Below are 22,114 nucleotides of genomic sequence, written 5' to 3'. Positions count from 1 at the left end.
CACACGAGTCGACGACCTGAGCATCGCCGAGATGGCGGCACGGTCGGGTTTCAGCGAACCCACGCTCCGCTACTACGAGAAGATCGGCCTGCTCGGCCGGTCCCGCGCGACGTCGACAGCGGGCACCGGCGCTACGACGAGGCCACGGTCGTCCGGATCGAGGCGCTGGCCTGCCTGCGCTCGGCCGGCGTCGGAGTCGCCGACCTGCGTCGCTACCTCGACCTGCTCGCGCGTGGTGACGCGGAATCCGCTGCCGCGCAACGTGACCTGTTCAACACTCAGGCGGCACGCGTCGAGGCCGAGATCGCCCGGCTCCGGGTCCGCGCCGAGTACCTGCACCGCAAGACCGACCTGTGGGACGCCCGGGTGCGCGGGGACGCCGACGCCGAACAGCGCGCCGTCGCCGCCGTGACCGAGATCCTCACCAGATTCTGAAGGAGAACACCGTGGACCGCACCATCGTGGTGACCGGGGCGACCGGTCACGTCGGGAACCACTCGCTCGTCCGCCTGCTCGCCGACGGCGAACGCGTCCGGGCGCTCGTCCGCGGCCCGGAGGGGAGGGGCGTCGTGCTCGCGGCGGTGGACCGGGCCGGCGTCGACGCGACGGCGTTGGAGTTCGCGACGGCGACCCTCGACGTCGACGACGGCTGGAACGAGGCGCTGGCCGGCGCGGACGGGGTCCTGCACCACGCCTCACCGTTCCCGTCGCGACAACCCGAGGACCCTGACGACGTCATCCGGCCGGCCCGGGAGGGCGCACTCCGCGTCCTGCGCGCCGCCCGGGAGCAGGGCGTCCGCCGGGTCGTCCTGACGTCGTCGTTCGCGGCGGTCGGCTACTCCCGCAGCAGCGGGGGACCGTTCACCGAAGCGGACTGGACGGACGGTGACGACGTCACCGCCCCGCCCTACGTCCGGTCCAAGGCGCTGGCCGAACGGGCCGCGTGGGCGTTCGTGGCCGACGGCGGACCGGAACTGGCCGTGGTGAACCCGACCGGGATCTTCGGCCCGACGCTGTCCCCGCGCCTCTCGGCCTCGGTCGCGATGGTCGCCGCGCTGGTCGAGGGCCGACCCGTCGGCGATCCGGGACGGGCGTTCGGGATCGTCGACGTGCGCGACGTCGTGGACCTGCACGTGCGGGCGCTGGACGATCCCGGGGCGGTGGGGCGCAGGTTCCTGGCGAGCGCGGGGCCGGCCGTGACGCTCGAGTGGCTCAGCCGGGTCGTGGCCGACCGCGCCGCACCCGATCTCGCCCTGCCGGGTTCTCCGGTCATCGCCACCGAGGCGGCCCGCACGGTCCTGGGGTGGCGCCCCCGGGACGTGGTCAGCACCGTTCTGGACACCGTCGACAGCCTCGGGTAGTCAGCCCGCATCGGTGGCTCTCCACGTGCTGAGCTTGGCGGGGTTCAGCTGGATCCAGACGTCGGTGACGAGACCCGCCCGCACCCGGAGGTTCAGCAGGGCCCGGACGTCGGGGCCCTGCTCGAAGCGGTAGGCGAGCCCGTCGCCGGTGACCTCCTCGACGGCCACCGTCCCCGGGTTCTTGCGGGTGATCCCGAGGAGGAACCGGGCGGCGTCGTCGACGCCGCGCACCGGTCGACGGGCCGCGCTGACGACACCCCCGCCGTCGGAGCGCACCGTGACCGACGGGTCGAGCAGGGCCGCGAGCGCGGCGAGGTCCCCGGTCCCGGCGGCCCGGGCGAAGGCCCGGACGACGGCGTCGTGCTCACGCCGGTCACCCCCGACGGCGTCGTGCTCGCGCACCCGCCGCCGCGCCGAGGACGCCAGCCGGCGCACCGCGGCCGGGGTGCGCCCGACGACCAGCGCGATCTCGGGGAAGGGCAGGCCGAACACGTCGTGCAGGACGAAGGCGACCCGTTCGGCCGGGGTCATCGCCTCCATGACGACGAGGACGGCGGTGCTCACCGACTCCTCGAGGGTGATCCGGTCCAACGGGTCCTCAGCCCCGTCGCGGGAGCCGGAGAAGAACTGCGCCGGAACGGGTTCCGGCAACCACTCCCCGACGTAGCGTTCGCGGCGCTGCCGGGCGGAGCCCAGGACGTCCAGGCAGACCCGGCCCGCGACCCGGGTCAGCCACCCCTGCGGGTTCCCGATCGCGGCCCGTTCGGCGTCGCTCAGGCGGTACCAGCGGACGTAGGTCTCCTGGACGGCGTCCTCGGCCTCCGCGATCGTGCCGAGCATCCGGTAGGCCGACGACACCAACCGCCGACGCTCCTCGGGGACCTCACCCATCCCGGCTCCTCCCGCTCCTCGTGAGCGGACAGCCTGCCCGGTCGTCGGGCCACCTCACACTCCGGCCCGCCGCGTCGTCAGGAGGACGTGAGCACACCGTCCCAGGAGGTCAGCCCGTGAAGATCGCCGTCGCCGGGGGAACCGGCACCGTCGGACGCCACGTCGTGGACGTGGCCCGGGAGCACGGACACGACACCGTCGTCCTGTCGCGGGCCACCGGCGTCGACCTCGTCACCGGATCGGGCCTGCGACCCGCACTGGAGGGGGCCGACGTCGTCGTCGACGTCTCCTCGGTCGGGACGCGGTCGGCAGCCACCTCGCGGGAGTTCTTCCGGGCGGTGACGCTCAACCTGCTGCGCGCGGAGGAGGCCACCGGGGTCGGGCACCACGTGGCGTTGTCGATCGTCGGCGCCGAGCGCGCTCCGTTCGGCTACTACGCCGGCAAGGCCCTGCAGGAGGAACTCCTGACCCGGAGCCGCGTGCCCTGGACGGTGCTGCGCGCCACCCAGTTCCACGAGTTCGCGGAGCAGGTCCTCGGTCAGGCCACCCTCGGCCCCGTCGACCTCGTCCCCGTCATGCGTTCCCGGCCCGTGGCGGCGCGGGAGGTTGGCGAACGCCTCGTCGAACTCGCCGGGGAGGGGGCCGCCGGGCGCGTGCGGGACCTCGGCGGACCCGAGGTCCTGCGCCTGGTCGACATGGTCCGCGCCTACGCCCGCGCCACCGGCCGCAGGGGGCCGGTGGTCGCGGTGCCGCTGCCGGGCGGGTTCGGGAGGGCGCTGCGGGACGGGACGATCCTGCCCGGCCCCGACGCCGACCGAGGGCGGCAGACCTTCGGCGAGTGGGTCGCGCAGTCGTGAACGGGTCCTCCCGCGTCAGGCGCGGGGGTCGGCCAGCACGTCGCGCCAGGAGTGCTGCGGCTCGTAATCGAGCAGTCGGCGCGCCTTGTCGATGCTGTAGAGGGTCTCGTTCCGTCCCAGTTCCCGGCGGACCTCGACCCCCTCGTAGAAGGTGTCGAGGAGCTCCTGGGTGCTCGCCGCGACGGACGTGTCGTCGTTGGCCACGTTGAACACCTCGAACCCGAGGCCGTCGGTCTCGAGTGCGCGCAGGGTCATCTGCCCCAGGTCGCGGGTGTCGATGTAGGAGAAGATGTTGCGTCGCCGCAACGCCGGGTCCGCCAGGAAGGGCGGGAACTTCTCGGCGTACTCGTGGGGCTCGATGACGTTGTTGATCCGGAAGCCGTAGACGTCCGCGCCGGTCCGGGCCTGGAAGGAGCGCGAGACGACCTCCCCCGCCACCTTGGACATCGCGTAGGAGTCCTCCGGGACGACGGGGTGGTCCTCGTCGACGGGCAGGTACAGCGGTTTGCGCTCGCCGCGGGCGAAGCAGATGCCGTAGGTCGTCTCCGAGGAGGCGAAGACCACCTTGCGGATGCCGAGCCGGGTCGCGGCTTCCAGCACGTTGTAGTGCGCCAGGATGTTCGTCGCGAACGTCGTGGCGTCCGGGGCGATGAGGATCGCGGGGATCGCGGCGAAGTGGACGACGGCGTCGTAGGCCGAACCCTCGGCCGCGGCGGGGCCCAGCTCGTCGAGGTCGGCCATCGTCGGCATGCCCGCCATCGCGGAGTAGACCTGGCCGGCGTCGGTCAGGTCGACGCGCAGGTCGGTGACGTCGGGGTGGCGCAGCGGGGTGAGGTCGGCGTTGGTGACCTGGTGGCCCTGGGAGGCCAGGAACGGGGCGACGTGGTGTCCGGCCTTGCCACTGCCGCCGGTGAAGAAGATGCGCATGGGACCAGCCAACCACCCATCTCGCGTTGCGCCAGGCCGGGCTCCCGCCGACCCCGGACGCGGAAGGACCCCGGCAGGGAAAACCCTGCCGGGGTCCGGTGGTCCGATCCGCGTCAGGTCAGCGCGTGCCGGCCTTCGCGTACGCCGACACCGCGTCGATGTTCGAGGCGTCGATGAACGCCGGGCCGGTCAGGACGGCCTCGCCACCACCGATGGTGTTCCCGTTGGTCAGGTACAGCCAGAGCGAGTCGACCGCTTCGTAGCCCTGCAGGTAGGGCTGCTGGTCGATCGCCCACTGGACCTTCTTGTCCTGGACGGCCTGGACGAGTTCGGCGTTGGTGTCGAACGTCTCGACCTTCGCGGAACTGCCGGCCTCCGTGACCGACTGCGAGGCGATCAGGGCGAACGGGGCACCGAGGGTGATGACGTTGTCGATGCTCTTGTCCTCCTGCAGCTTCGCCGTGATGGTCGACTGCACGGCGGAGGAGTCGGTGCCGTTGACGTAGATGTTCTCCACGGACCCCGCGGAGCCGAGACCGGCCTTGACGCCGGCGCAGCGCGCCTCGAGCTGGACCTGGCCCTGCGCCTGGATGACGCAGAGGACCTTCTTGGCGCTCTCGGAGGCGAGGCGGGTGCCCGCGGCGGTCCCGGCGATCGTCTCGTCCTGACCGAAGTAGCCGATGAGCTTCTGGGCCTTCCAGTCGCCGTAACCGGCGTTCAGCCCGATGACGGGGATCCCCGCGGACTCGGCCTTGCCGATGGCGTCGGAGAGCGCGGCCGCGTTCGGCATCGTCACCGCGATCGCGTCGACCTTGGAGTCGATCGCGTTCTGGATGAGCGTCGCCTGCTGGGAGGCGTTGTCGTTGTTGGTGTACTGCAGGTCGATGTTGTCCTTGTCGGCGGCCGCCTGGGCTCCCTTGCGGATGATGTCCCAGAACGTGTCACCGGCGGCGGCGTGGGTGATCAGGGCGACCTTGTACTTCGGGGTGCTGGCTGTCTTGCCGCCGCTCCCCGAGTCGCCGCTCTTGTCCTCTGCGCCACCGGTGCTGCTGCAGGCCGCCAGACCCAGGGCCGCGACCGCCAGAACAGCAGCGGTGCGCAGGCCTCCACGAGCGATTCTCATGTCTTTCCCATCCTCGTCGACAGGCACCACCCGCACCGTGCGGGTGGCCATCAGTCCGGCCTAGTAGAACTCACCTGCGCCGACGGCCGGGCCGGGCGGTGCGTCTGTGGTTCACCAGCGGTCGACGTGCTCCTGGATGCGCTGGCGCATCAGGCGCGACGACTCTTCGGCCTTCTCCTCCCAGGCGAAGACGCTGGAGCAGAGGGCTCCGGAGAACCCGACCTCACCCAGAGCGGAGAAGATGCCGTCGAAGTCGACCTCACCCTCGCCGATGTTCAGGTGCTGGTGGATCCGGGCGGTGGAACCCGGCGGGTTGACGATGTAGCGCAACCCGCTGGAGGCCCGGAAGTCGAAGCTGTCCGCCACGTGGACGTGGCGGACCAGGTCACCCGCGTAGCGGATGATCCCCGGGCCGTCGCCGCCCTGGTGGTAGGTGTGCGGGGTGCAGTAGACGAACCCGATCCAGGGCTGGTCCAGACCCCGGACGAGGTCGACGGCCCGGTAGCCGTCCTCGACGAAGTCGTCGGGGTGAGGTTCGAGGCGCAGTTCGATCCCCTTCTCCTCGAAGTGCGGGAGCAGTTCCTCGAGGGAGTCGAAGAACCGCGCCTCGCTGGCCTCGGGGAGTTCCGGGCGACCGTTGAACTCGCTCTGCACCACGGGGACGCCGAGTTCCGTCGTCACCTCGAGGATGCGCTTCACGTTGCGCACGGCCTGCTTGCGCTCGTCCTCGCCCGGACCGGACCACCGCTGGACGAACTGCGTGGAGGCCACCCCGACCCCGGCCGCGTCCAACGCGGACCGGAACTTCCGGACGGTCGCGAGGTCGACCCGCGGGTGGCGGAAGAAGGGGATGAAGTCCTCGCGCGGCGAGAGCTCGATCCACTCGTAGCCGAGGTCGGCGACCAGTCCGGGGAGGTCCAGCAGCGGCACCTCGCGGAACATGTAGGTGTCGAGCGCGATCTGCAGGTCCGCGTTGCGCGGTACGGCGTCGGCGACGAACCCGGGAGCCAGGCTCACGGTTTCGCCCCCAGGTCGATCTCGACGCGCTCCCCGGTGCGCAGGGACTCCACGCCGGCGGCGCACACCGCGGCCGCCGCGTAGCCGTCCCAGACGCCCGGCCCGTCGACGTTCGCCCCGGAGCGGACGGCGTCGATCCAGCGCTGGAACTCCACGTCGTAGGCGGCACCGAACCGTTCCTTGAAGTCCTTGGGGATGCTGCCACCCCAGCCCTGGCCGGACTGGGTGACCATGCCCTCGGGCAGGCCGATGCGCGCCTGCCCCTTCTCGGCCACGAGTTCGGTGCGCACCTCGTAGCCGAAGGTGGTGTTCACGAAGATCTCGACGTCCACGAGGATCCCGGATTCGGTCTCCATGATGACGAACTGCGGGTCCCGCAGTCCTTCGGGGGCGGCGCTCGTCGACCGCGGCGCGATGACGCGGATGGCCACGATCTCCTCCCCCGTCAGGTAGCGGGCGATGTCGACCTCGTGCACGACGGAGTCGAGGATGAGCATCTCGGAGGAGAAGTTCGGCGGGGTCGTCGCGTTGCGGTGGGCGCAGTGCAGGAACAGCGTCCGGCCGTACTCACCGGACTCGACGAGCCCCCGCAGCTGCTGGTACCCGGCGTCGAAGCGACGCATGAAACCGACCTGCACGAGCGGGCGCCCCAGGGCCGCCTCGGCCTCGACGATCCGCCGCGACGTCTCCGGCGAGGTCGTGAGGGGCTTCTCGCAGAGGACGGGCTTGCCGGCCTCGAGGGCCACCAGCACGAGGTCCTCGTGGGTGAAACCCGGGGTGGCGATGACGATGGCGTCGACCTCGGGGTCGAGGATCGCGGCCTTGGGGTCGTGGATGGCCCGGACCCCGAACTCGGCGGCCACGGCGTCGGTCCGCGCCGCGTCGACGTCGCTGACGGCGACCAGTTCCGCGCCCGCGGTCAGCGTCGCCAACCGCCGGGCGTGGTCCTGGCCCATCATGCCGACCCCGAGCACGGCGACCCGCACGGCGCGGTCCCGGTCGTAGCCCGCCCGGGCGCTGTCCGGTTCCAGGGCGGTGGTGGTCGAGGTGCTCATGACGGGTCGTCTCTCCTTCTCGTGCTGCGTGTTCTTCGGGGTGTTCGGGGTGTTCGGGGTCAGAGCTTGTCGGTCGCCGCGGTGACGGCCGACAGTTCGTGGCTGAGGGCTTCGAGCTCGGCGCCCCCGGCCATCTCGTTGGTCAACTGGTCCAGCGAGATCTCCGCGCGCGAGGAGTCCAGGGACACGTTGCCGCGGTTGAGGATCACGAAGTGGTTGCCGACGAGGTACGCGTGGTGGGGGTTGTGGGTGATGAAGATGACCCCGAGCCCCGCGTCACGGGCCTTCGCGACGTACTTGAGCACCACCCCGGACTGCTTGACGCCGAGCGCGGCCGTCGGCTCGTCCAGGATCAGCACCTTCGCCCCGAAGTAGATCGCCCGGGCGATCGCGATGCACTGGCGCTGGCCCCCGGAGAGCGCGCCCACCGGACGGTCCAGGTCGGGCACCGAGATGCCCATCTTGGTCAGTTCCTCGCCGGTGATCCGCATCATCGACTTCACGTCCAGGCTGGCGAAGGGACCCCAGCCCTTGCGCATCTCCTGACCGAGGAAGAAGTTCCGCCAGATCGACATCAGCGGCACCAGCGCCAGGTCCTGGTAGACCGTCGCGATGCCCCGTTCCAGCGAGTCGCGCGGCGAGGAGAAGCGCACCTCCTCACCGTTCACGGTGAGGACCCCGTCGGAGTGCGTGTGCAACCCGGCGATGATCTTGATGAGCGTGGACTTCCCGGCGCCGTTGTCCCCCAGCACGCAGGTGATCTCGCCCTGGCGCACGGACAACGTCACCCCCCGCAGGGCGTGCACGTTGCCGTACTTCTTGCCCACGTCGTCCAGGCGCAGGATCTCCTGGTTGGGCGACTGCGCGCCGTCCTGGGAACCGTCGATGGGCTGGGCGTTCGTGTTCGGGGTCATCGCTTGGCCGCCTGGTTCTTCACGACGAGGTTGACGACGGTCGCGACGACGAGCATCGCGCCCAGGAAGAGCTTGTTCCAGTCGGCGTTCCAGCCGGCGTAGACGATGCCGTTGGTGACGACCCCGTAGATCAGCGCGCCGATCGCCGCACCGATCGCCGAGCCGTAGCCACCGGTCATCAGGCAGCCGCCGACGACCGCGGCGACGATGTAGTACAGCTCGTTGCCGACGCCGTTGCCCGACTGGACGTTGGAGAAGGCGAACAGGTTGTGCATCCCCAGCAGCCACGCCGTGAACCCGACGCCCATGAACAGGCCGATCTTCGTCGCCCTGACCGGGACACCCACCGCGCGGGCGGCGACCGGGTCACCGCCGGCGGCGAAGATCCAGTTCCCGACCCGGGTCCGCAGCAGGATCCACGTCGCCACGACCACGAGGACGACCCAGAAGATGATCGGCACCCGCAGCCCGTTGCCCACCGGCAGCGAGTAGTTGAAGAACGCCCGCGCCGAGGAGTACCCGGCCATGTCGGTGATCGTCGGCGAGGACACGCCACCGGAGACGACCTTCGTCACCCCGAGGTTCAGGCCGGTCAGCATGAAGAACGACCCGAGGGTGATGATGAAGCTCGGCAACCCCGTCCGCACGAAGAGCCAGCCGTTGAAGAGACCGACCGCCAGCGCGACCACCAGCGAGATCAGCACGCCGACCCAGATGTTCAGGTGGAGCTGGTAGGCCGTGGTCGCTGCGGTCAACGACGCCGTCGTCACCGCGACACCGGCGGAGAGGTCGAACTCACCGCCGATCATCAGCAGCGCCACGCTGACGGCCATGATGCCGATCGTGGAGCTGGAGTAGAGCACCGTGAAGATGCTCGCCCCCGACCGCAGGGTCGGTGCGACCGCGAAGAACAGCACGATCAGGGCGATCGCTCCGATGAGCGACCCGATCTCCGGCCGCGAGACCAGCGAGGCCAGCACCGAGCGGCGCTGGACGCGGTCGTCGGCCGAGGTGGCCTTCCCGCCCGAGTGCGTGGTCGGGGGTTCCTGTCCCGTGGCGCTCTGCACGCTGTGACTCACGGGGTCACGCTCCCCGTCTCAGTGCGAATCTCCATCGATCCGTTCCTCTCTGGTGTGCCGAGCCGATCCGGCGTTCGAACGGCGAAGGTCTAGCGGCAGGAGTTGAGGTACGTGCGGGTGCGGGTGGCGATCGGCAGGGGTGCGTCGAAGGCCACCGGGTAGAGGTCCTGCTCGACGATCGCGAAGAGGTCGCGGCCGAGGCCCTCGAGCGCCTCGAGGATCGGCGGCATGGCCGGGATCCCGTGCGGCGGCTCGACCATGGCGCCCAGCTTGACGGCCTCGCCGAACGGGAGGTCCTCGGCCTTCACCCTGGCGACGATCGCCGGGTCCACCTGCTTGAGGTGGACGTAGGCGATCCGGTCGGGGTGGTCGGCGATGATCTTCAGGTTGTCGCCACCGGAGTACGACACGTGCCCGGTGTCGAGGCAGAGCTTCACCACGTCGGGGTCGGTCAGTTCGAGGAACCGGTCGACCTCGGCGTGGGTGTCGATGTGGGTGTCGGCGTGGGAGTGGACCGCGATCTGCAGGCCGTAGCCGTTGCGCACGTCCCGGCCGAGGCGGTCCATGCCGGCGGCGAGGCGGGCCCAGCCGTCCTCGTCCAGCTCGCGCGGTTCGATCTGCTCGCCGGTCTTGTCGCTGCGCCACTGGCCGGGGATCACCACGAGGTGGGTGCCGCCCATGGCCTGGGTGAGCTTGGCGACCTGCTCGACCTGCGCCCACGCCTCGTCGTAGTGGTCGGGGCGGTGCAGGGCGGCGAAGATCGTGCCGGCGGACACCTTGAGCCGGCGCTTCTCGAGCTCGTCGGAGAGCTCGGCGGGGTCGGTCGGGAGGTAGCCGTACGGCCCCAGCTCGATCCACTCGTAGCCGGCGTCGACGACCTCGTCGAGGAAGCGGGCGGCGGGGGTCTGCAGCGGGTCCTCGGCGAACCAGACGCCCCAGGAGTCCGGAGCGGTGCCGATGGTCACGGCGCCTGTTGTCGGGGTGCGGCCCATGGGGAAGTTCCTCCACGTCGTCGTGCGTCGCCGTCCCGGCGGGGAGGGCGACTGCGGAAACTGTCGCGCGTGAACGCGCGAACTGTCAAGCGATTGTCGTTACATACTTACCTCTCCGCGACCTCAGGAGAAGCGGCACCCGGCCCCACCGGGGCCGGGACGACGAACGTCCCCCCGGGTAAGTGCTTACCCGGGGGGACGTGACGTCAGAGGAGGGGGCGCTGCGTCTCCTTCTTCCCCTCGTACCAGGTGCGCGCGGTCCGGGTGGACTCCAGGCGCGACACCTCCGAGACCGGGACGTCCCACCAGCCGCCCCCGTCGGGGGCCTCCGAGTAGAGGTCGGTCTCGACGTACACGCAGGTCGACTCCGTGGACGCCTTGGCGTCCTGGAGGGCCGCCACGAGCTCCTTGCGGGTCCCGGCGCGCAGCGTCCGGATCCCGAGGCTCTCGACGTTCGCCGCGAGGTCCACGGGGAGCTTCGCGCCCTCGAGACGACCGGACTCCGCACGCCGGCGGTACTTCGTCCCGTAGCGCTGCGACCCGTGCTGCTCGGACAACGCGCCGATCGAGGCGAAACCGTGGTTCTGCAGCAGGACGACGATGAGCTTCACGTCCTCCTGGACCGCCGTCACGAGTTCGGTCGGCATCATCAGGTAGGAACCGTCCCCGACCGTGACGAACACGTCCCGGTCCGGGGCGGCGAGGGCCACCCCGATCCCGCCGGGGATCTCGTAGCCCATGCAGGAGAAGCCGTACTCGACGTGGTACTGCTTCGGGTCGCGGCTGCGCCACATGCAGTGCAGGTCACCGGGCAACGAACCCGCGGCGCACACCACGACGTCGCGGTCCCCGGCCACCTCGTCGACGGCGCCGATGACCTCGGCCTGAGCCAGCAGCCCCGTCTCCTCACCTCTCCCGGAGTGGAAGAACTCCTCCACCACGGCGTCCCACTCCCGGTTCAGCCGGGCCGCGCGCTCGCGGTAGGCGTCCGGGGTCGAGAAGCCCTCCAGCGCGGCGGTGAGGGCCTCGAGGGCCTCCCGGGCGTCCGCCTGGACGGGCAGGCCGGCGTGCTTGACCGCGTCGAGGGAGGCGACGTTCACGTTCACGAACTTCACGTCCGGGTTCTGGAACACCGTCCGGGAGGCCGTCGTGAAGTCGGAGTAGCGGGTGCCGATGCCGATCACGACGTCGGCCTCCGCGGCGATCTCGTTCGCGGCCGTGGTCCCGGTGGACCCGATGGCCCCCAGCGACAACGGGTGGTCGTAGCGGATCGCCCCCTTGCCCGCCTGCGACTGCCCGACGGGGATGCCGGTGGCCTCCACGAACGCCTTGAGCGCCTCGGTGGCCCGGGAGTACACGATCCCACCCCCCGCGACGACCATCGGCGCCTTCGCGGAGCGGATGAGTTCCGCGGCCTCGGCGATGACGACCTTCTCCGGGACGGGCCGGGCGATGCGCCAGGTCCGTTCCCGGAACAGCTCCACCGGGAAGTCCCACGCCTCGGCCTGCAGGTCCTCGGGCAGGCAGATCGTCGCCGCTCCCGTCTCCGCCGGGTCGGTCAGCACGCGCATCGCGCCCAGCAGCGCCGAGGGGAGCTGCTCAGGGCGCCAGACCCGGTCGAAGAACTTCGACAGCGGTCGGAACGCGTCGTTGACCGACACGTCGTAGCCGTAGGGCTGTTCGAGCTCCTGCAGCACCGGCGAGGCGACCCGGGTCGCGAACACGTCGCTGGGCAGCAGCAGGACGGGGATCCGGTTGACCGTCGCGAGCGCGGCACCGGTCAGCATGTTCGTGGACCCCGGGCCGACCGACGCCGTCACGGCGAGGGTCTGCAGCCGGTCCTGCTGGCGGGCGAAACCCACGGCGGCGTGGACCATGGCCTGCTCGTTGCGACCGGTCATGTACCGCAGCTGCGCCGGCGGGTTCCAGTCCGGGGTGCCGACCTCGGCCTCCAGCAGGGCCTGCCCGATCCCGGCCACGTTGCCGTGACCGAAGATGCCGAAGACGCCGCCGAAGAACTGCTGACGGACGCCATCGCGTTCGCTGAACTGGGCCTGCAGGAACCGCACGACGGCCTGCGAGACCGTCAACCGCACCGTCTGCACCGTCGGGTTGGGGGGAACCGCACTCATCTCGATCTCTCAGTTCTCAGCGGGGTACGGGACTGGCGCCCGTCGGGGTGGAGTAGAAGGGCAGCCGGGGGTCGACCGGCTGCTGTTCCCAGGTCGATCGCACCCAACCGTGGGCGGGATCGTCGCAGATCTTCCAGGCCCGTTCCGTCTCCGGTCCGGCCATGACGTTCAGGTAGTACATGTCGTAGGCGGGGTTGGCCACCGAGGGCCCGTGCCAGCCGTGCGGGATCAGCACGACGTCCCCGGACCGGACCTCCTCCAGCACCTCGATCGGTCGCGCGGGGTCGTCGACGTCGCCGTAGACCTGCTGGAACCCCACGCCACCGGGAACGGTCGGCACACCGGCCGGGGCCAGCGCGCGGAACTCGTAGTAGTAGATCTCCTCGAGGTCGCTCTCCACGTCGCTGGTCCGGTCGTGGCGGTGCGGCGGGTAGGACGACCAGTTGCCGCCGGGGGTGATGACCTCGCAGGCGATGAGCTTGTCGGTCTCGAACGCCGCCGGGGTGGCGAAGTTGTTGACCTGACGGCTGCACTGCCCGGCCCCGCGCAGTTCGACGGGGACCCCCGAGGCCGGGCCGTAGCGGAAGGGCAGGCGGCGTGACGCCCGTGCGCCCGGGAACGAGAACACGCCGCCTGCGGCACTGTGGACGCTCAGCTCGCTGTCGCGGCCGACGTAGGCGAAGTCGCTGACCCCGTCGAAGACCCCGGTGCGGCCGTGGAGCTCGAGCGTCTCCCCCTCGACCGTCACCGAGCAGGAACCCGACAGCGGCAGGACGAGCAGTTCGTCCGCACCGGTGGTGAAGGTGTGGCGGGCGCCGGGCGCCAGGGTCAGGGTGCGCAGGCCGGAGAACCCCCAGCCCGCCGACTCCGGCGTCACGACCAGGTCGAAGCCGTCGGCCCCCGCGCTACCGGCGGGAACGTGGAGATCGGTCACGGGAGACTCCTCAACGGACGAGCGAGACGGCGGTCTTGACGGCGGTGGCGACGTCACCGTCCGACGGGTAGAGCAACGTCCGGCCCACCGTGAGGCCGCGCACCGACGGCAGCGCGAGCGCCTTGCGCCACGTCGCGAAGGTCTCCTCCGGGGAGGTCGCCGGGTCCCCGCCGAGCAGCAGGGTCGGCAGGGTCGTGGACTCCATGACGCGTTCCATGTCATCGACGACGGGGATCTTGAGCCAGGTGTACGCCGTCGTGCGACCCAGGGCCTGGGCCACGTTGACGGACTTGATGACCCCCTCGGCGCTGAGGTCGTGGACGACCTTGCCGCCCTCGTTGCGCGACCAGAAGGGTTCGATCATCGCGATGAGCCTGCGGGCGGCGAGTTCGCTGATGGCGTCGGCCGAGGCCGTCAGCGTCGGCAGGGTGCCGGCGTCGTCGAGGGCGATGCGGGTGAGGAACTTGCCGCCGTCGAGGTTCATGTCCTCGATGGCCTGCGCGTCGTAGCCGGTGAAGCGGTCGTCGAGTTCGAACGCGGCCCCCTGCAGGCCACCGCGGTTCATCGACCCGAAGACGACCTTGTCCTCCAGCGCCCCGAGGAGGGTGAGGTCCTCGATGATGTCGGCGGACCCGAGGAGACCGTCGACGCCGGGGACGGCGAGCGCCACCTGCAACCGGTCGAGGAGTTCGGTCCGGTCGGCCATCGCCATGGCGTTGCCGCCGACGCCGTTGGCCCCGCGGGCGGGGTGGTCGGCGGCGATGACCATGAGGCGACCGTCGGACCCCAGCACCGGACGTCGTCGCCGCGCCCGGGAGAGCTCGAGGATGCGTTCGGGGTGGCGCGCGCGGATCTCCGAGACCTCGGCGTAGTCCTTCGCGAACTGGTCAGGCACGGGCAGCGACCTCCTCGAGCAGGGCCTCCACCTCGGAGGTGAACGGCATGGCGGTGGAGCACTCGCGCCGGGTGGCGACGATCGCGCCGGCGGCGTTGGCGAAGCGCAGGACCTTCTCGAGGTCCCAGCCGGAGAGCAGGCCGTGGCAGAGCGCGCCGCCGAACCCGTCGCCGGCGCCGAGCCCGTTGACGACCTCGACCGGGGTCGGGGGGACCTCGACGAACTCGGTCCCGTTGGGGCCGCGGGTCGCGCCGAGCACGCCCTTGGGTCCCTGCTTGACGATGGCGATCTCGACCCCGGCGGCCAGCAGCGCCTCGGCCGCCCTGCGGGGTTCCGTCTCGCCCACGGCGACCTCGCACTCCTCCTTGTTGCCGACGGCGACGGTCACGTGCTGCAGCGCACGCTGGACCTGTTCGGTCGCCTCGGCCGCGGAGGACCAGAACATCGGGCGGTAGTCGAGGTCGAGGACGGTGAGCGGGGCGCGTCCGCGGGCCTGCCAGGCGGCGAAGTGCGCGCCGCGGCTGGGTTCCTCGGAGAGTCCCGTGACCGTGGCCCAGAAGACGCCGGCCGCGCGGACGGCGTCGAGGTCGAGTTCCTCGGCGCGGATCTGCAGGTCCGGCGCGGTGGGCTGACGGTAGAAGAGCAGCGGGAAGTGGTCGGGCGGGTACATCTCGCAGAACGCCAGGGGCGTGTTGAGCCCGTCGACCCCCGAGACGAACCGGTCGGAGACGCCGAAGTCCGCGAGCGCCTTGTGGATGAACGTCCCGAACGCGTCGTGGCCCGTGCGGGTGATGACGGCCGCGGCGCGACCGTGCCGGGCGGCGGCGACGGCGACGTTGGTCGCGCTGCCTCCCAGGTACTTCCCGAAGGTCTCGACGTCCTCGAGGCCCGTGTTGTCCTGCAACGGGTAGAGGTCGACGCCGACCCTGCCCATGGTCACGACGTCCAGCGCGGCCGTGTTGCTCACGCGAGGTCCCCTCCCAGTCCGGATGATCTGTGCCGTCCCGGGCCGCAGCGGCGCGGTGGCAGGGACGAGCGTGCTCCGCGGGAGGCCTCCGTGTCAAGCTTTGTCAGGACAAACGAACCTCCTGACGTGCACACCTCCGGACGGCTACGATGACGGCTCGGCGGCACGGCGACGTAGCTGCGCCGCCCATCGCGACGTTCGGAGCTGTGGTGAACGATCTGTTCTACGACCTGGACCGCTCGAGCCCGGTCCCCCTGTACTTCCAGGTCGCCCGCCAGATCGAGCAGGCCATCGAGGGCGGCAAGCTCCCCCCGGGTTCCCGGCTCGACAACGAGATCCACCTGGCCGACCAGCTCGGGCTGTCCCGCCCGACGATGCGTCGCGCGATCCAGCAACTGGTCGACAAGGGCCTGCTGGTCCGCAAGCGCGGGGTCGGCACCCAGGTCGTGCACGGTCAGGTGACCCGCCCCGTCGAGCTGACCAGCCTGCACGACGACCTCGTGCAGTCGGGCCAGCACCCGGCGACGCAGGTTCTGCTGCACGAGATGGACGGGGCCGCCGACGACGTGGCCGGCAGTCTCGCCATCGCCCCCGGGACCCCTGTCCTGCACCTGCGCCGGCTGCGGACCTCCGGTGGCGAACCCCTCGCGGTGCTCGAGAACTGGCTGCCCGCCCCCTACACCGACCTGACGCTGGAGGCCCTCACCGAACGCGGCATGTACCAGTTGCTGCGCAGCCGCGGGGTGGGGATGCGCGTTGCGCGGCAACGGATCGGGGCCCGCCGGGGCAGCGCCGAGGAGTGTTCGCTGCTCGACGAGCGCCGGGGTGCGCCGCTGCTGACGATGGAGCGCACGACCCACGACGACTCGGGCCGGGTCGTCGAGTACGGCCGGCACGTCTACCGGGCCAGCCGCTACGCGTTCGAGGTCACCCTCGTCGACCGCTGACGCTCAGCCGTCGATCAGCCGTAGATCAGCACCGCGCCGGCCGCCTCCGCGAGTCCGGTCCCGAAGAGTTCGACCGGGGTGAAGGCCCCCGGTCGTCCGTCCCCCGCGGCGAGCCGCAACGCGACCTCGGTCGCGGCGGCGACCGTGAAGTCCATGGCCTCCTCGGCCCGCAGCCACGCCGTGCGGCTCGTGCCGTCCGGCCACTCGACGCGGGCCCGGGCCCAGGTGTGGGCGCGCGGGCGGGGGCCGGCCTTCGTCCGGACGCGGGCCAGCGCACGGCCCGCCACCCGGGCGACGGGCCGCGTCGCCAGGACCGGCGCGAGGGCGCGCAGCACCCCGGCCGGTACCCCGGTGGGGACGAACGCCGAGGCCGCGGTGACGTCGTCGGTGCGGCTCAGCCGTGCGGCGGCGAGCAGTTCCCCCGACGGCAGGGTCCCGGTGACGACGGAGTCGCCGTCGGGGGTCCGGACGCGTTCGGGCTCGCGTCCGAGGGCGTCGGCCGCGGAGAACCCGCGGACGATCGTGCGGGCCAGCGCCTCACCCAGCCGCCCCTCCTCGCCGGCGAGGGAGGCGATCGCGTCGATCCGCACCCGGCTCGGGACCCCGTGGGCCTCCTGCCCGGCGAGGGCCGCCCCGAGCGCGGCCTGGGTGCCGAGCACCCCGAACCCGGCACAGCCCACCGCGGTCCGCCCGGTCGCCACGAGGGCGTCGTGGCGGTCCAGGACCTCTTGCAGCGCATCGGGTTCGTTGCCGACGTCGACGTAGTGGGTGCCGGACGGGCAGGCGTCCAGCACGGGGCCCGCGGTCTCCAGGAACGGGCCGACGGTGTTCACCACGACGGCCGGCCCCGCCTGGGCGATCGCCGCCAGCGCACGGGGCGTGTCGGCCTCGAGGACCCGGACGTCACCGCTGATCCCGAGCGCCTCGAGCCGACCGCGGTCGCGGCCGACCAGGACGACGGGACGCCCCGTCGCCGCGACGTGCTGCGCGACCCGTCGACCGACCCGGCCGGTGGCCCCGAGGACCCACACCTCTGCACTCACGCGTTCCTCCTGATGACATGGCGTGTCATGACCCTAGCCGTGATGACACGCCATGTCATCCCTCTACGATGAGCAGGTGGGCCGATGGGAACCGGGGACGCGGGAACGTCTGGAGCGCGCTGCCCTCGAGCTCTTCGTCGAGCAGGGTTTCGCGGAGACGACGGTGCCGCAGATCACCGCGCGGGCCGGCCTCACCACGCGGACGTTCTTCCGGCACTACGCCGACAAGCGCGAGGTGTTCTTCGCCGGCGAGGACGAGGTCCTCGCCTCCGTCGCGGGCCACCTGGCCACGGCCGACCTCTCCGACGGGGCCCTTCCCCGACTGCTGGCCGACCTGCCCGGCGTGGCGCTGGCGATGTTCGGCGACCGTCGCGAGGAACTCCGGCTGCGCCGGGGCCTGGTGGCCTCCGACGAGGGGCTCGTCGAACGGGAACTGCGCAAACGCGCCGCCCTCACCGCGACCGTCCAGCGCGGCCTCCTGGACCACGGGGTGGCCCGGGAGGAGGCCGCGCTGGCCGCGGGGATCACCACGGCCCTCATGCACACCGCCGTCCAGGCCTGGCTCGACGGGGCGGAGGGCACGATCGACGTCGTGGTGCGTCGCACGACCTCGCAGCTCGTCGATCAGCTGGCGAAGTCGCGCACCTCCTTGTCGTAGATCCGGCCCGAGGTGACCGCGTCCTCGAGTTCCTCCAGCGTCCGGCCGCGGGTCTCCGGGACCTGGGTGTGCACGAACACCAGGGCCAGCAGGTTGATGACGGCGAAACCGAAGAAGCACCCGGTGATGCCGACGGACGCGACCAGCGTCGGGAAGTACAACCCCAGGAACGCGTTGGTCAACCACAGGACGAACACCGACGTCCCCATCCCGAGCGCCCGCATCTTCTGCGGGAAGATCTCGGACAGGGTGACCCAGGTGGCCACGTTGAGGAACGTCTGCATCGACCCGACGAAGGCCACCACGAGGAACAGGATCACCCACGGACGCAGGGCGTTGCCCACCGGCAGGGCCAGCGACGCCGCGCCGATCAAGAGGTGGCAGACGGTCGTCAGGGTGTAGCCGATGACGAACGTCTTCCGGCGGGAGAAGCTGTCCATCATCCGCAGCGCGATGAGCGCGCCGACGACGGCGATGATCCCGGGCGCGATGTTCACGATGAGCGCCGTGCTGTCGTCGAACCCGGCCTCCTTCAGGATGGCCTGGCCGTAGTACATGATCGAGTTGATCCCCGTGAGCTGCTGCGCCACACCGAGTCCGATGCCGATCAGCAGGATCCGCCGCAACCACCGGTTGGACAGGATCTGGCGCCAGTCCAGGGCGACGCGCTTGGAGTCCTCCCACGTGGCGTCGGCGATCTGGCGGGCCTCGGCCTCCGCCCGGCCGGCGGGACGGAGTTCGCGCAGGACCTCGACGGCCTCGTCGAACTTGCCGTGGTCGATCAGCCAGCGCGGGGACTCCGGCACCCGCAGCATCCCGACGAAGAGCGCGATCGCGGGCAGGGTGACGAAGGCCAGCATGATGCGCCAGACCCCGCCGTACTCGCCCCACACGTTGCCGACGATGGCGTTGACGACGAACGCGGCCAGCTGGCCGATGACGATCATCATCTCGTTGCGCCCCGACAGGGACCCGCGGATCTCGTAGGGCGCGAGTTCGGCCAGGAACACCGGCACCACCGTCGAGGCGGCCCCGACCGCCAGGCCGAGCAGGACGCGACCGACGACCATGACCGCGAAGGTCGGCGAGAACACGCAGACCAGGGCGCCGACGAAGAAGAACGCCGACATCAGCAGGATGGCCTTGCGCCGACCCCACGCGTCGGAGAGCCGTCCGCCGGTGATCGCACCGACGGCGGCGCCGAAGAGGAGCGAACTCGTGACGACCCCCTCGGTGAACGCGGTGAGCCCGAGCTCCTCGACCATCGGGTCGAGGGCCCCGTTGATGACGCTCGTGTCGTAGCCGAAGAGCAGGCCGCCGAACGTCGCGACGAGGGCCACGACCCCGAGCCTGCGGCGGTACGGACCTGCGCTCAGGGGCGGCAGCGCCGTACCCGCTCCTCGTCCGGACGGGGCCGGCTTGCCCTGGGTGGTCGACACGGGAGAACTCCTTCGTTCCGGATGCACCTCGCCCGGAACCGTAAACGCATGCTCGTCAAGATGTCAAGACAAAGTAACCTCACGAGGCCCTCCGACCCTCCGGCGAGGCAGCCGGCGCAGCGGCGCGAGAGGATCACCGGGTACCCGCATCCACCGCGATCCCCTGGGGAGTCCCGTGAACGACGCCGACCTGCTCGCCCGCCTCACCGCCGACGAGGAGGAACTGGTCCTGGACCGGTTCGACGAGGACGACGCGTGGCGCCTCGGTTCACTGCTCGTGCAGCGCGGGCGGGCCGAGGGACTGCCGCTGGCGCTCGCGATCCGCCGCAACGGTCAACGGCTCTTCCACGCCGCGCTGCCCGGTTCCGCCGCGGACAACGACCGCTGGCTGCAGCGCAAGATGAACGTCGCGGACGCCTTCGGCCACTCGTCCTTCCTGGTGGGGACGCGGTGGCGCCTCAGCGGGGCCGACTTCGACGTGGACGCGCGGCTGGACCCCCGCGAGTTCGCCGCGCACGGCGGGGCGTTCCCGCTGCGGGTGCGCGGGGTCGGCGTCGTCGGATCCGTCGCGGCCTCGGGGCTGCCCCAGGCCGAGGACCACGCGTTCGTGGTCCGCGTCCTCGCCGAGTTCCTCGCCCCTTCCCACCCGTGATCTTGCGGGGAATCCCAGCAAGATCGCGAACGGAGGGTGCGGGGGCTCAGAGCTCGATGCCGCGCTCCAGGACGGCCAGCAGGCGACGGGCCATCGCGAGGTTGGCGCGGGAGCGGTCGAGCACGAGGTAGAGGAACAACCCGGAGCCGTTCTTGCTCTGCAGCAGGCGGAGCAGGTGGAACTGGGTCCCGAGGGTGACGAGGATGTCCTCGGGGGCGTCGTCCAGGCCGAGGCGGGCCAGGGTGCGCAGTTCGGCGCGCACGACGTCGGTGTTCCCCGCGGCGGCGACCTCGAGGTCGAGGGTGCCGCCCCCGGCGGAACCCAGGGTCATGCCGGACTCGTGGTCGACCAGCAGGGCCGCGATGGCGCCCTCGATCTCGAGGGCGCTCTTCAGGGTCTCGTTGACGTTGCTCACAGTGGTGCTCCTGGGTTCGAGGGGGGGCGAGGTGGTCTGGGAAGTGGTGGGCGGGGCTGCTCGCCCCGACACCTCAACCATGGCTCGATGACCGTGAGTGTTCAACCAGCGACCCTGCGGTTACCCCCAGTGGCAGAGCGACCCGCTTCTGGGCGGGTGAGACCCCACTGGGCCGGACGAGTGAGAAGGTTCCCCTCACCGCCCCGCGCCGGGCCCCGGCGCGTGCTCAGACCAGCGGATCGGCCACGATCCGAGCCAGCGTCGAGCGCCCCAGTGCGCTCATCCGCGGGTTCGTGACCTCGTAGTACCAGACGAGACCCATCGCCTGCTGGAACGCCCACGCCTGCGACCGGACCCAGGCGAGCCCGTCGCTCCCGACCGCGGTCCGGAACTCCTCGCGCTCCGGGTCGTCGAAGAGGTGCCAGCCGACGACCAGGTCGAGCGCGGGGTCCGCCGGAGCGAGGCCCCCGACGTCGAGGACACCGGCGAGGCGCCCCGCGGCGACGAGCACGTTGCCCGGGACGAGGTCCCCGTGCACGACGACGTCCGCCGACACGTGCGGCAGCCGCCGGAACCCCGACCACAGCGCACGCAACCGCGGGACGTCGAGGAGGTCCTCGCTCCGCTCGAAGCACTCCGCCATCCAGGCGTCGTGCGCGTGCAGGTCACCCCCGCGGCCCGGACCGGCGAAGCGCCTGCCGTGCAACGGGAGGGAGCGCACGTCGCGGACGAACCCGGCGAGGTCGCGGGCCAGTTCCGCGCCGTGGGCCACGTCGACCTCGTCCGCGGTGGTGCCCGGCAGCCAGGTGAAGACCGACCACTCGAAGGGGTACCCCTCCCCCGGCGCTCCGAGCGCCACCGGTTCCGGGGTCGGGAACCGGGTGACCCCGAGGAGTTCGCGGGCGGCCTCGACCTCGCGGCGGACGAGCCCGGCCGCGCCGGGGTGCAGCGGCAACCGCACCACCCACCGGTCCCCCAGGCGGAACACGGCGTTCACCGTCCCCGGTCCGTCGAGGGCGCGGACCGGTTCGTCCCGCCAGCGCGGGAACTGCCCGTCCACGAGCCGCCTCACCAGCTCGGCGCTCACGTCGACCTGGTCCTCGTGCATCCGCAGCGTCACGACGTCGCCCCCACGGCCGCGGTGACGAGGTCCGGATCGGTCCGGTACCGGGCCCCGAACCCCGCGTCGGCGGCCAGCAGCGACCGGGCCGAGAGGTGGACGTCACCCACCCCGGTGGCGGCCAGCAGGTCCGGGACCCGCTCGGGACGCACCCCGCCGCCCGCCATCACCGTGAGCCGGCCGGCCGCCGCCACGACGGCGCGGGCGATCCGGGCCGTCCCGTCGTGGGCGGAGGCCGCACCCCCGGACGTGAGGACGCGGTCCGCGCCGACGGTCAGGAGGTCCTCGACGCCGGACTCGACGTCGGGGTTCACGTCGAAACCCCGGTGGGCGGTGAGTTCCGCACCCGCGGCGACGTCACGGAAGCGACGCAGGGCGTCGAGGTCGAGACGACCGTCGGGCCGCAGCGGCCCCACGACGATCCCCGCGGCGCCCGCCTGGAGCACCACCCCGGCGTCGCGCAGGACGATCGCGAGGTCGTCCGCGTCGTGGACGAAGTCGCCCGGCCGGGGCCGGAGCAGGACGTGCACCCCGACCGGTCCGGCGGCCTCGACCGCCCGTTCGACGAGGCCGAGCGACGGGGTCAGACCGCCGACCTCGAGGGCGACGCACAACTCCACCCGGTGCGCCCCGGCGGCGCGGGCGACCCGCACCCCGTCGACGTCGGTCACGGCCACTTCGACGACGGTGCTCACG

22 protein-coding genes and 1 pseudogene are annotated in these 22,114 nt (G+C 71.6%); 6 read left to right on the top strand and 17 right to left on the bottom strand.

Features of this window, described 5'->3' with window-relative positions; genetic code table 11:
• The first annotated feature begins 31 nt into the window (after positions 1 to 31).
• Both AC0I8G_RS15410 and AC0I8G_RS15405 read left to right on the top strand, forming a co-directional pair.
• A pseudogene (locus tag AC0I8G_RS15410) lies at positions 32 to 435 on the top strand (MerR family transcriptional regulator).
• Between the two features lie 11 nt (positions 436 to 446).
• Complete coding sequence (locus AC0I8G_RS15405; RefSeq protein WP_471730688.1) at positions 447 to 1,361, top strand: NAD-dependent epimerase/dehydratase family protein; 915 nt, start codon at positions 447 to 449, stop codon at positions 1,359 to 1,361.
• On the opposite strand, the gene sigJ is transcribed toward AC0I8G_RS15405, so the two are convergent.
• Complete coding sequence (gene sigJ / locus AC0I8G_RS15400) at positions 1,362 to 2,252, bottom strand: RNA polymerase sigma factor SigJ (RefSeq protein WP_471730687.1); 891 nt, start codon at positions 2,250 to 2,252, stop codon at positions 1,362 to 1,364. It abuts the gene before it with no gap.
• Positions 2,253 to 2,368: 116 nt separating this feature from the next.
• Between sigJ and AC0I8G_RS15395 the strand changes: the two genes are divergently transcribed.
• Complete coding sequence (locus tag AC0I8G_RS15395; RefSeq protein WP_471730686.1) at positions 2,369 to 3,109, top strand: SDR family oxidoreductase; 741 nt, start codon at positions 2,369 to 2,371, stop codon at positions 3,107 to 3,109.
• A 15-nt stretch (positions 3,110 to 3,124) separates the two neighbouring features.
• Here AC0I8G_RS15395 and AC0I8G_RS15390 read toward each other — a convergent pair whose 3' ends face one another.
• The 11 genes from AC0I8G_RS15390 to iolC all read right to left on the bottom strand — a co-directional run bounded on the left by AC0I8G_RS15390 (position 3,125) and on the right by iolC (position 15,111).
• Positions 3,125 to 4,036 (bottom strand): NAD-dependent epimerase/dehydratase family protein, encoded by a 912-nt coding sequence (locus AC0I8G_RS15390; protein ID WP_471730685.1) that lies wholly within the window; start codon positions 4,034 to 4,036, stop codon positions 3,125 to 3,127.
• Between the two features lie 118 nt (positions 4,037 to 4,154).
• A complete protein-coding gene (locus AC0I8G_RS15385; protein WP_471730684.1) occupies positions 4,155 to 5,159 on the bottom strand; it encodes a substrate-binding domain-containing protein in 1,005 nt (334 codons plus the stop codon).
• Positions 5,160 to 5,270: 111 nt separating this feature from the next.
• Positions 5,271 to 6,125 (bottom strand): sugar phosphate isomerase/epimerase family protein, encoded by an 855-nt coding sequence (locus tag AC0I8G_RS15380; protein ID WP_471730704.1) that lies wholly within the window; start codon positions 6,123 to 6,125, stop codon positions 5,271 to 5,273.
• Between the two features lie 47 nt (positions 6,126 to 6,172).
• Entirely contained in the window at positions 6,173 to 7,231 is a 1,059-nt protein-coding gene (locus AC0I8G_RS15375) for a Gfo/Idh/MocA family protein (protein ID WP_471730683.1), read from the bottom strand.
• A gap of 59 nt (positions 7,232 to 7,290) precedes the next feature.
• Complete coding sequence (locus tag AC0I8G_RS15370) at positions 7,291 to 8,145, bottom strand: ATP-binding cassette domain-containing protein (protein WP_471730682.1); 855 nt, start codon at positions 8,143 to 8,145, stop codon at positions 7,291 to 7,293.
• Positions 8,142 to 9,224, bottom strand: a complete 1,083-nt coding sequence (locus AC0I8G_RS15365) for an ABC transporter permease (RefSeq protein WP_471730681.1) — start codon at positions 9,222 to 9,224, stop codon at positions 8,142 to 8,144. The genes AC0I8G_RS15370 and AC0I8G_RS15365 overlap by 4 nt, the downstream gene beginning before the upstream one ends.
• Before the next feature lie 89 nt (positions 9,225 to 9,313).
• Positions 9,314 to 10,216 carry a TIM barrel protein gene (locus AC0I8G_RS15360; RefSeq protein WP_328293065.1) on the bottom strand — a complete coding sequence of 301 codons (903 nt, stop codon included), beginning with the start codon at positions 10,214 to 10,216 and terminating at the stop codon, positions 9,314 to 9,316.
• Positions 10,217 to 10,422: 206 nt separating this feature from the next.
• The gene (gene iolD / locus AC0I8G_RS15355; protein ID WP_471730680.1) at positions 10,423 to 12,348 is read right to left on the bottom strand and encodes a 3D-(3,5/4)-trihydroxycyclohexane-1,2-dione acylhydrolase (decyclizing); all 1,926 of its coding nucleotides are present in this window, start codon (positions 12,346 to 12,348) and stop codon (positions 10,423 to 10,425) included.
• A 16-nt stretch (positions 12,349 to 12,364) separates the two neighbouring features.
• Positions 12,365 to 13,282: a 5-deoxy-glucuronate isomerase gene (gene iolB / locus AC0I8G_RS15350; protein ID WP_380260581.1), complete on the bottom strand. Its 918-nt coding sequence runs from the start codon at positions 13,280 to 13,282 to the stop codon at positions 12,365 to 12,367.
• A gap of 10 nt (positions 13,283 to 13,292) precedes the next feature.
• Positions 13,293 to 14,177, bottom strand: coding sequence for a Cgl0159 family (beta/alpha)8-fold protein (locus AC0I8G_RS15345; protein ID WP_471730679.1), 885 nt, complete (start codon positions 14,175 to 14,177; stop codon positions 13,293 to 13,295).
• Positions 14,170 to 15,111 carry a 5-dehydro-2-deoxygluconokinase gene (gene iolC / locus AC0I8G_RS15340; protein ID WP_471730703.1) on the bottom strand — a complete coding sequence of 314 codons (942 nt, stop codon included), beginning with the start codon at positions 15,109 to 15,111 and terminating at the stop codon, positions 14,170 to 14,172. The genes AC0I8G_RS15345 and iolC overlap by 8 nt, the downstream gene beginning before the upstream one ends.
• Positions 15,112 to 15,353: 242 nt before the next feature.
• Here iolC and AC0I8G_RS15335 point away from each other — a divergent pair, with 242 nt between their 5' ends.
• Positions 15,354 to 16,091: a GntR family transcriptional regulator gene (locus AC0I8G_RS15335; protein ID WP_380260580.1), complete on the top strand. Its 738-nt coding sequence runs from the start codon at positions 15,354 to 15,356 to the stop codon at positions 16,089 to 16,091.
• Positions 16,092 to 16,105: 14 nt separating this feature from the next.
• On the opposite strand, the gene AC0I8G_RS15330 is transcribed toward AC0I8G_RS15335, so the two are convergent.
• Complete coding sequence (locus AC0I8G_RS15330; protein ID WP_471730678.1) at positions 16,106 to 17,134, bottom strand: saccharopine dehydrogenase NADP-binding domain-containing protein; 1,029 nt, start codon at positions 17,132 to 17,134, stop codon at positions 16,106 to 16,108.
• Between the two features lie 76 nt (positions 17,135 to 17,210).
• Between AC0I8G_RS15330 and AC0I8G_RS15325 the strand changes: the two genes are divergently transcribed.
• The gene (locus AC0I8G_RS15325; RefSeq protein WP_471730677.1) at positions 17,211 to 17,792 is read left to right on the top strand and encodes a TetR/AcrR family transcriptional regulator; all 582 of its coding nucleotides are present in this window, start codon (positions 17,211 to 17,213) and stop codon (positions 17,790 to 17,792) included.
• On the opposite strand, the gene AC0I8G_RS15320 is transcribed toward AC0I8G_RS15325, so the two are convergent.
• Positions 17,759 to 19,231, bottom strand: a complete 1,473-nt coding sequence (locus AC0I8G_RS15320; RefSeq protein ID WP_471730676.1) for a sugar porter family MFS transporter — start codon at positions 19,229 to 19,231, stop codon at positions 17,759 to 17,761. The genes AC0I8G_RS15325 and AC0I8G_RS15320 overlap by 34 nt on opposite strands.
• 175 nt (positions 19,232 to 19,406) lie before the next feature.
• Here AC0I8G_RS15320 and AC0I8G_RS15315 point away from each other — a divergent pair, with 175 nt between their 5' ends.
• Entirely contained in the window at positions 19,407 to 19,883 is a 477-nt protein-coding gene (locus AC0I8G_RS15315) for a heme-degrading domain-containing protein (RefSeq protein ID WP_471730675.1), read from the top strand.
• A 46-nt stretch (positions 19,884 to 19,929) separates the two neighbouring features.
• Here the strand turns inward: AC0I8G_RS15315 and AC0I8G_RS15310 are convergent, their stop codons facing one another.
• The 3 genes from AC0I8G_RS15310 to AC0I8G_RS15300 all read right to left on the bottom strand — a co-directional run bounded on the left by AC0I8G_RS15310 (position 19,930) and on the right by AC0I8G_RS15300 (position 22,113).
• Positions 19,930 to 20,298, bottom strand: coding sequence for a hypothetical protein (locus AC0I8G_RS15310; RefSeq protein ID WP_471730674.1), 369 nt, complete (start codon positions 20,296 to 20,298; stop codon positions 19,930 to 19,932).
• A gap of 226 nt (positions 20,299 to 20,524) precedes the next feature.
• Positions 20,525 to 21,406 carry an aminoglycoside phosphotransferase family protein gene (locus AC0I8G_RS15305; RefSeq protein WP_471730702.1) on the bottom strand — a complete coding sequence of 294 codons (882 nt, stop codon included), beginning with the start codon at positions 21,404 to 21,406 and terminating at the stop codon, positions 20,525 to 20,527.
• A gap of 8 nt (positions 21,407 to 21,414) precedes the next feature.
• Positions 21,415 to 22,113, bottom strand: a complete 699-nt coding sequence (locus tag AC0I8G_RS15300) for a copper homeostasis protein CutC (protein WP_471730673.1) — start codon at positions 22,111 to 22,113, stop codon at positions 21,415 to 21,417.
• Position 22,114 lies beyond the last annotated feature (1 nt).

The organism is Kineococcus sp. AC630 (assembly GCF_979255925.1).
This window is presented reverse-complemented; position numbering and strand designations above follow the sequence as displayed.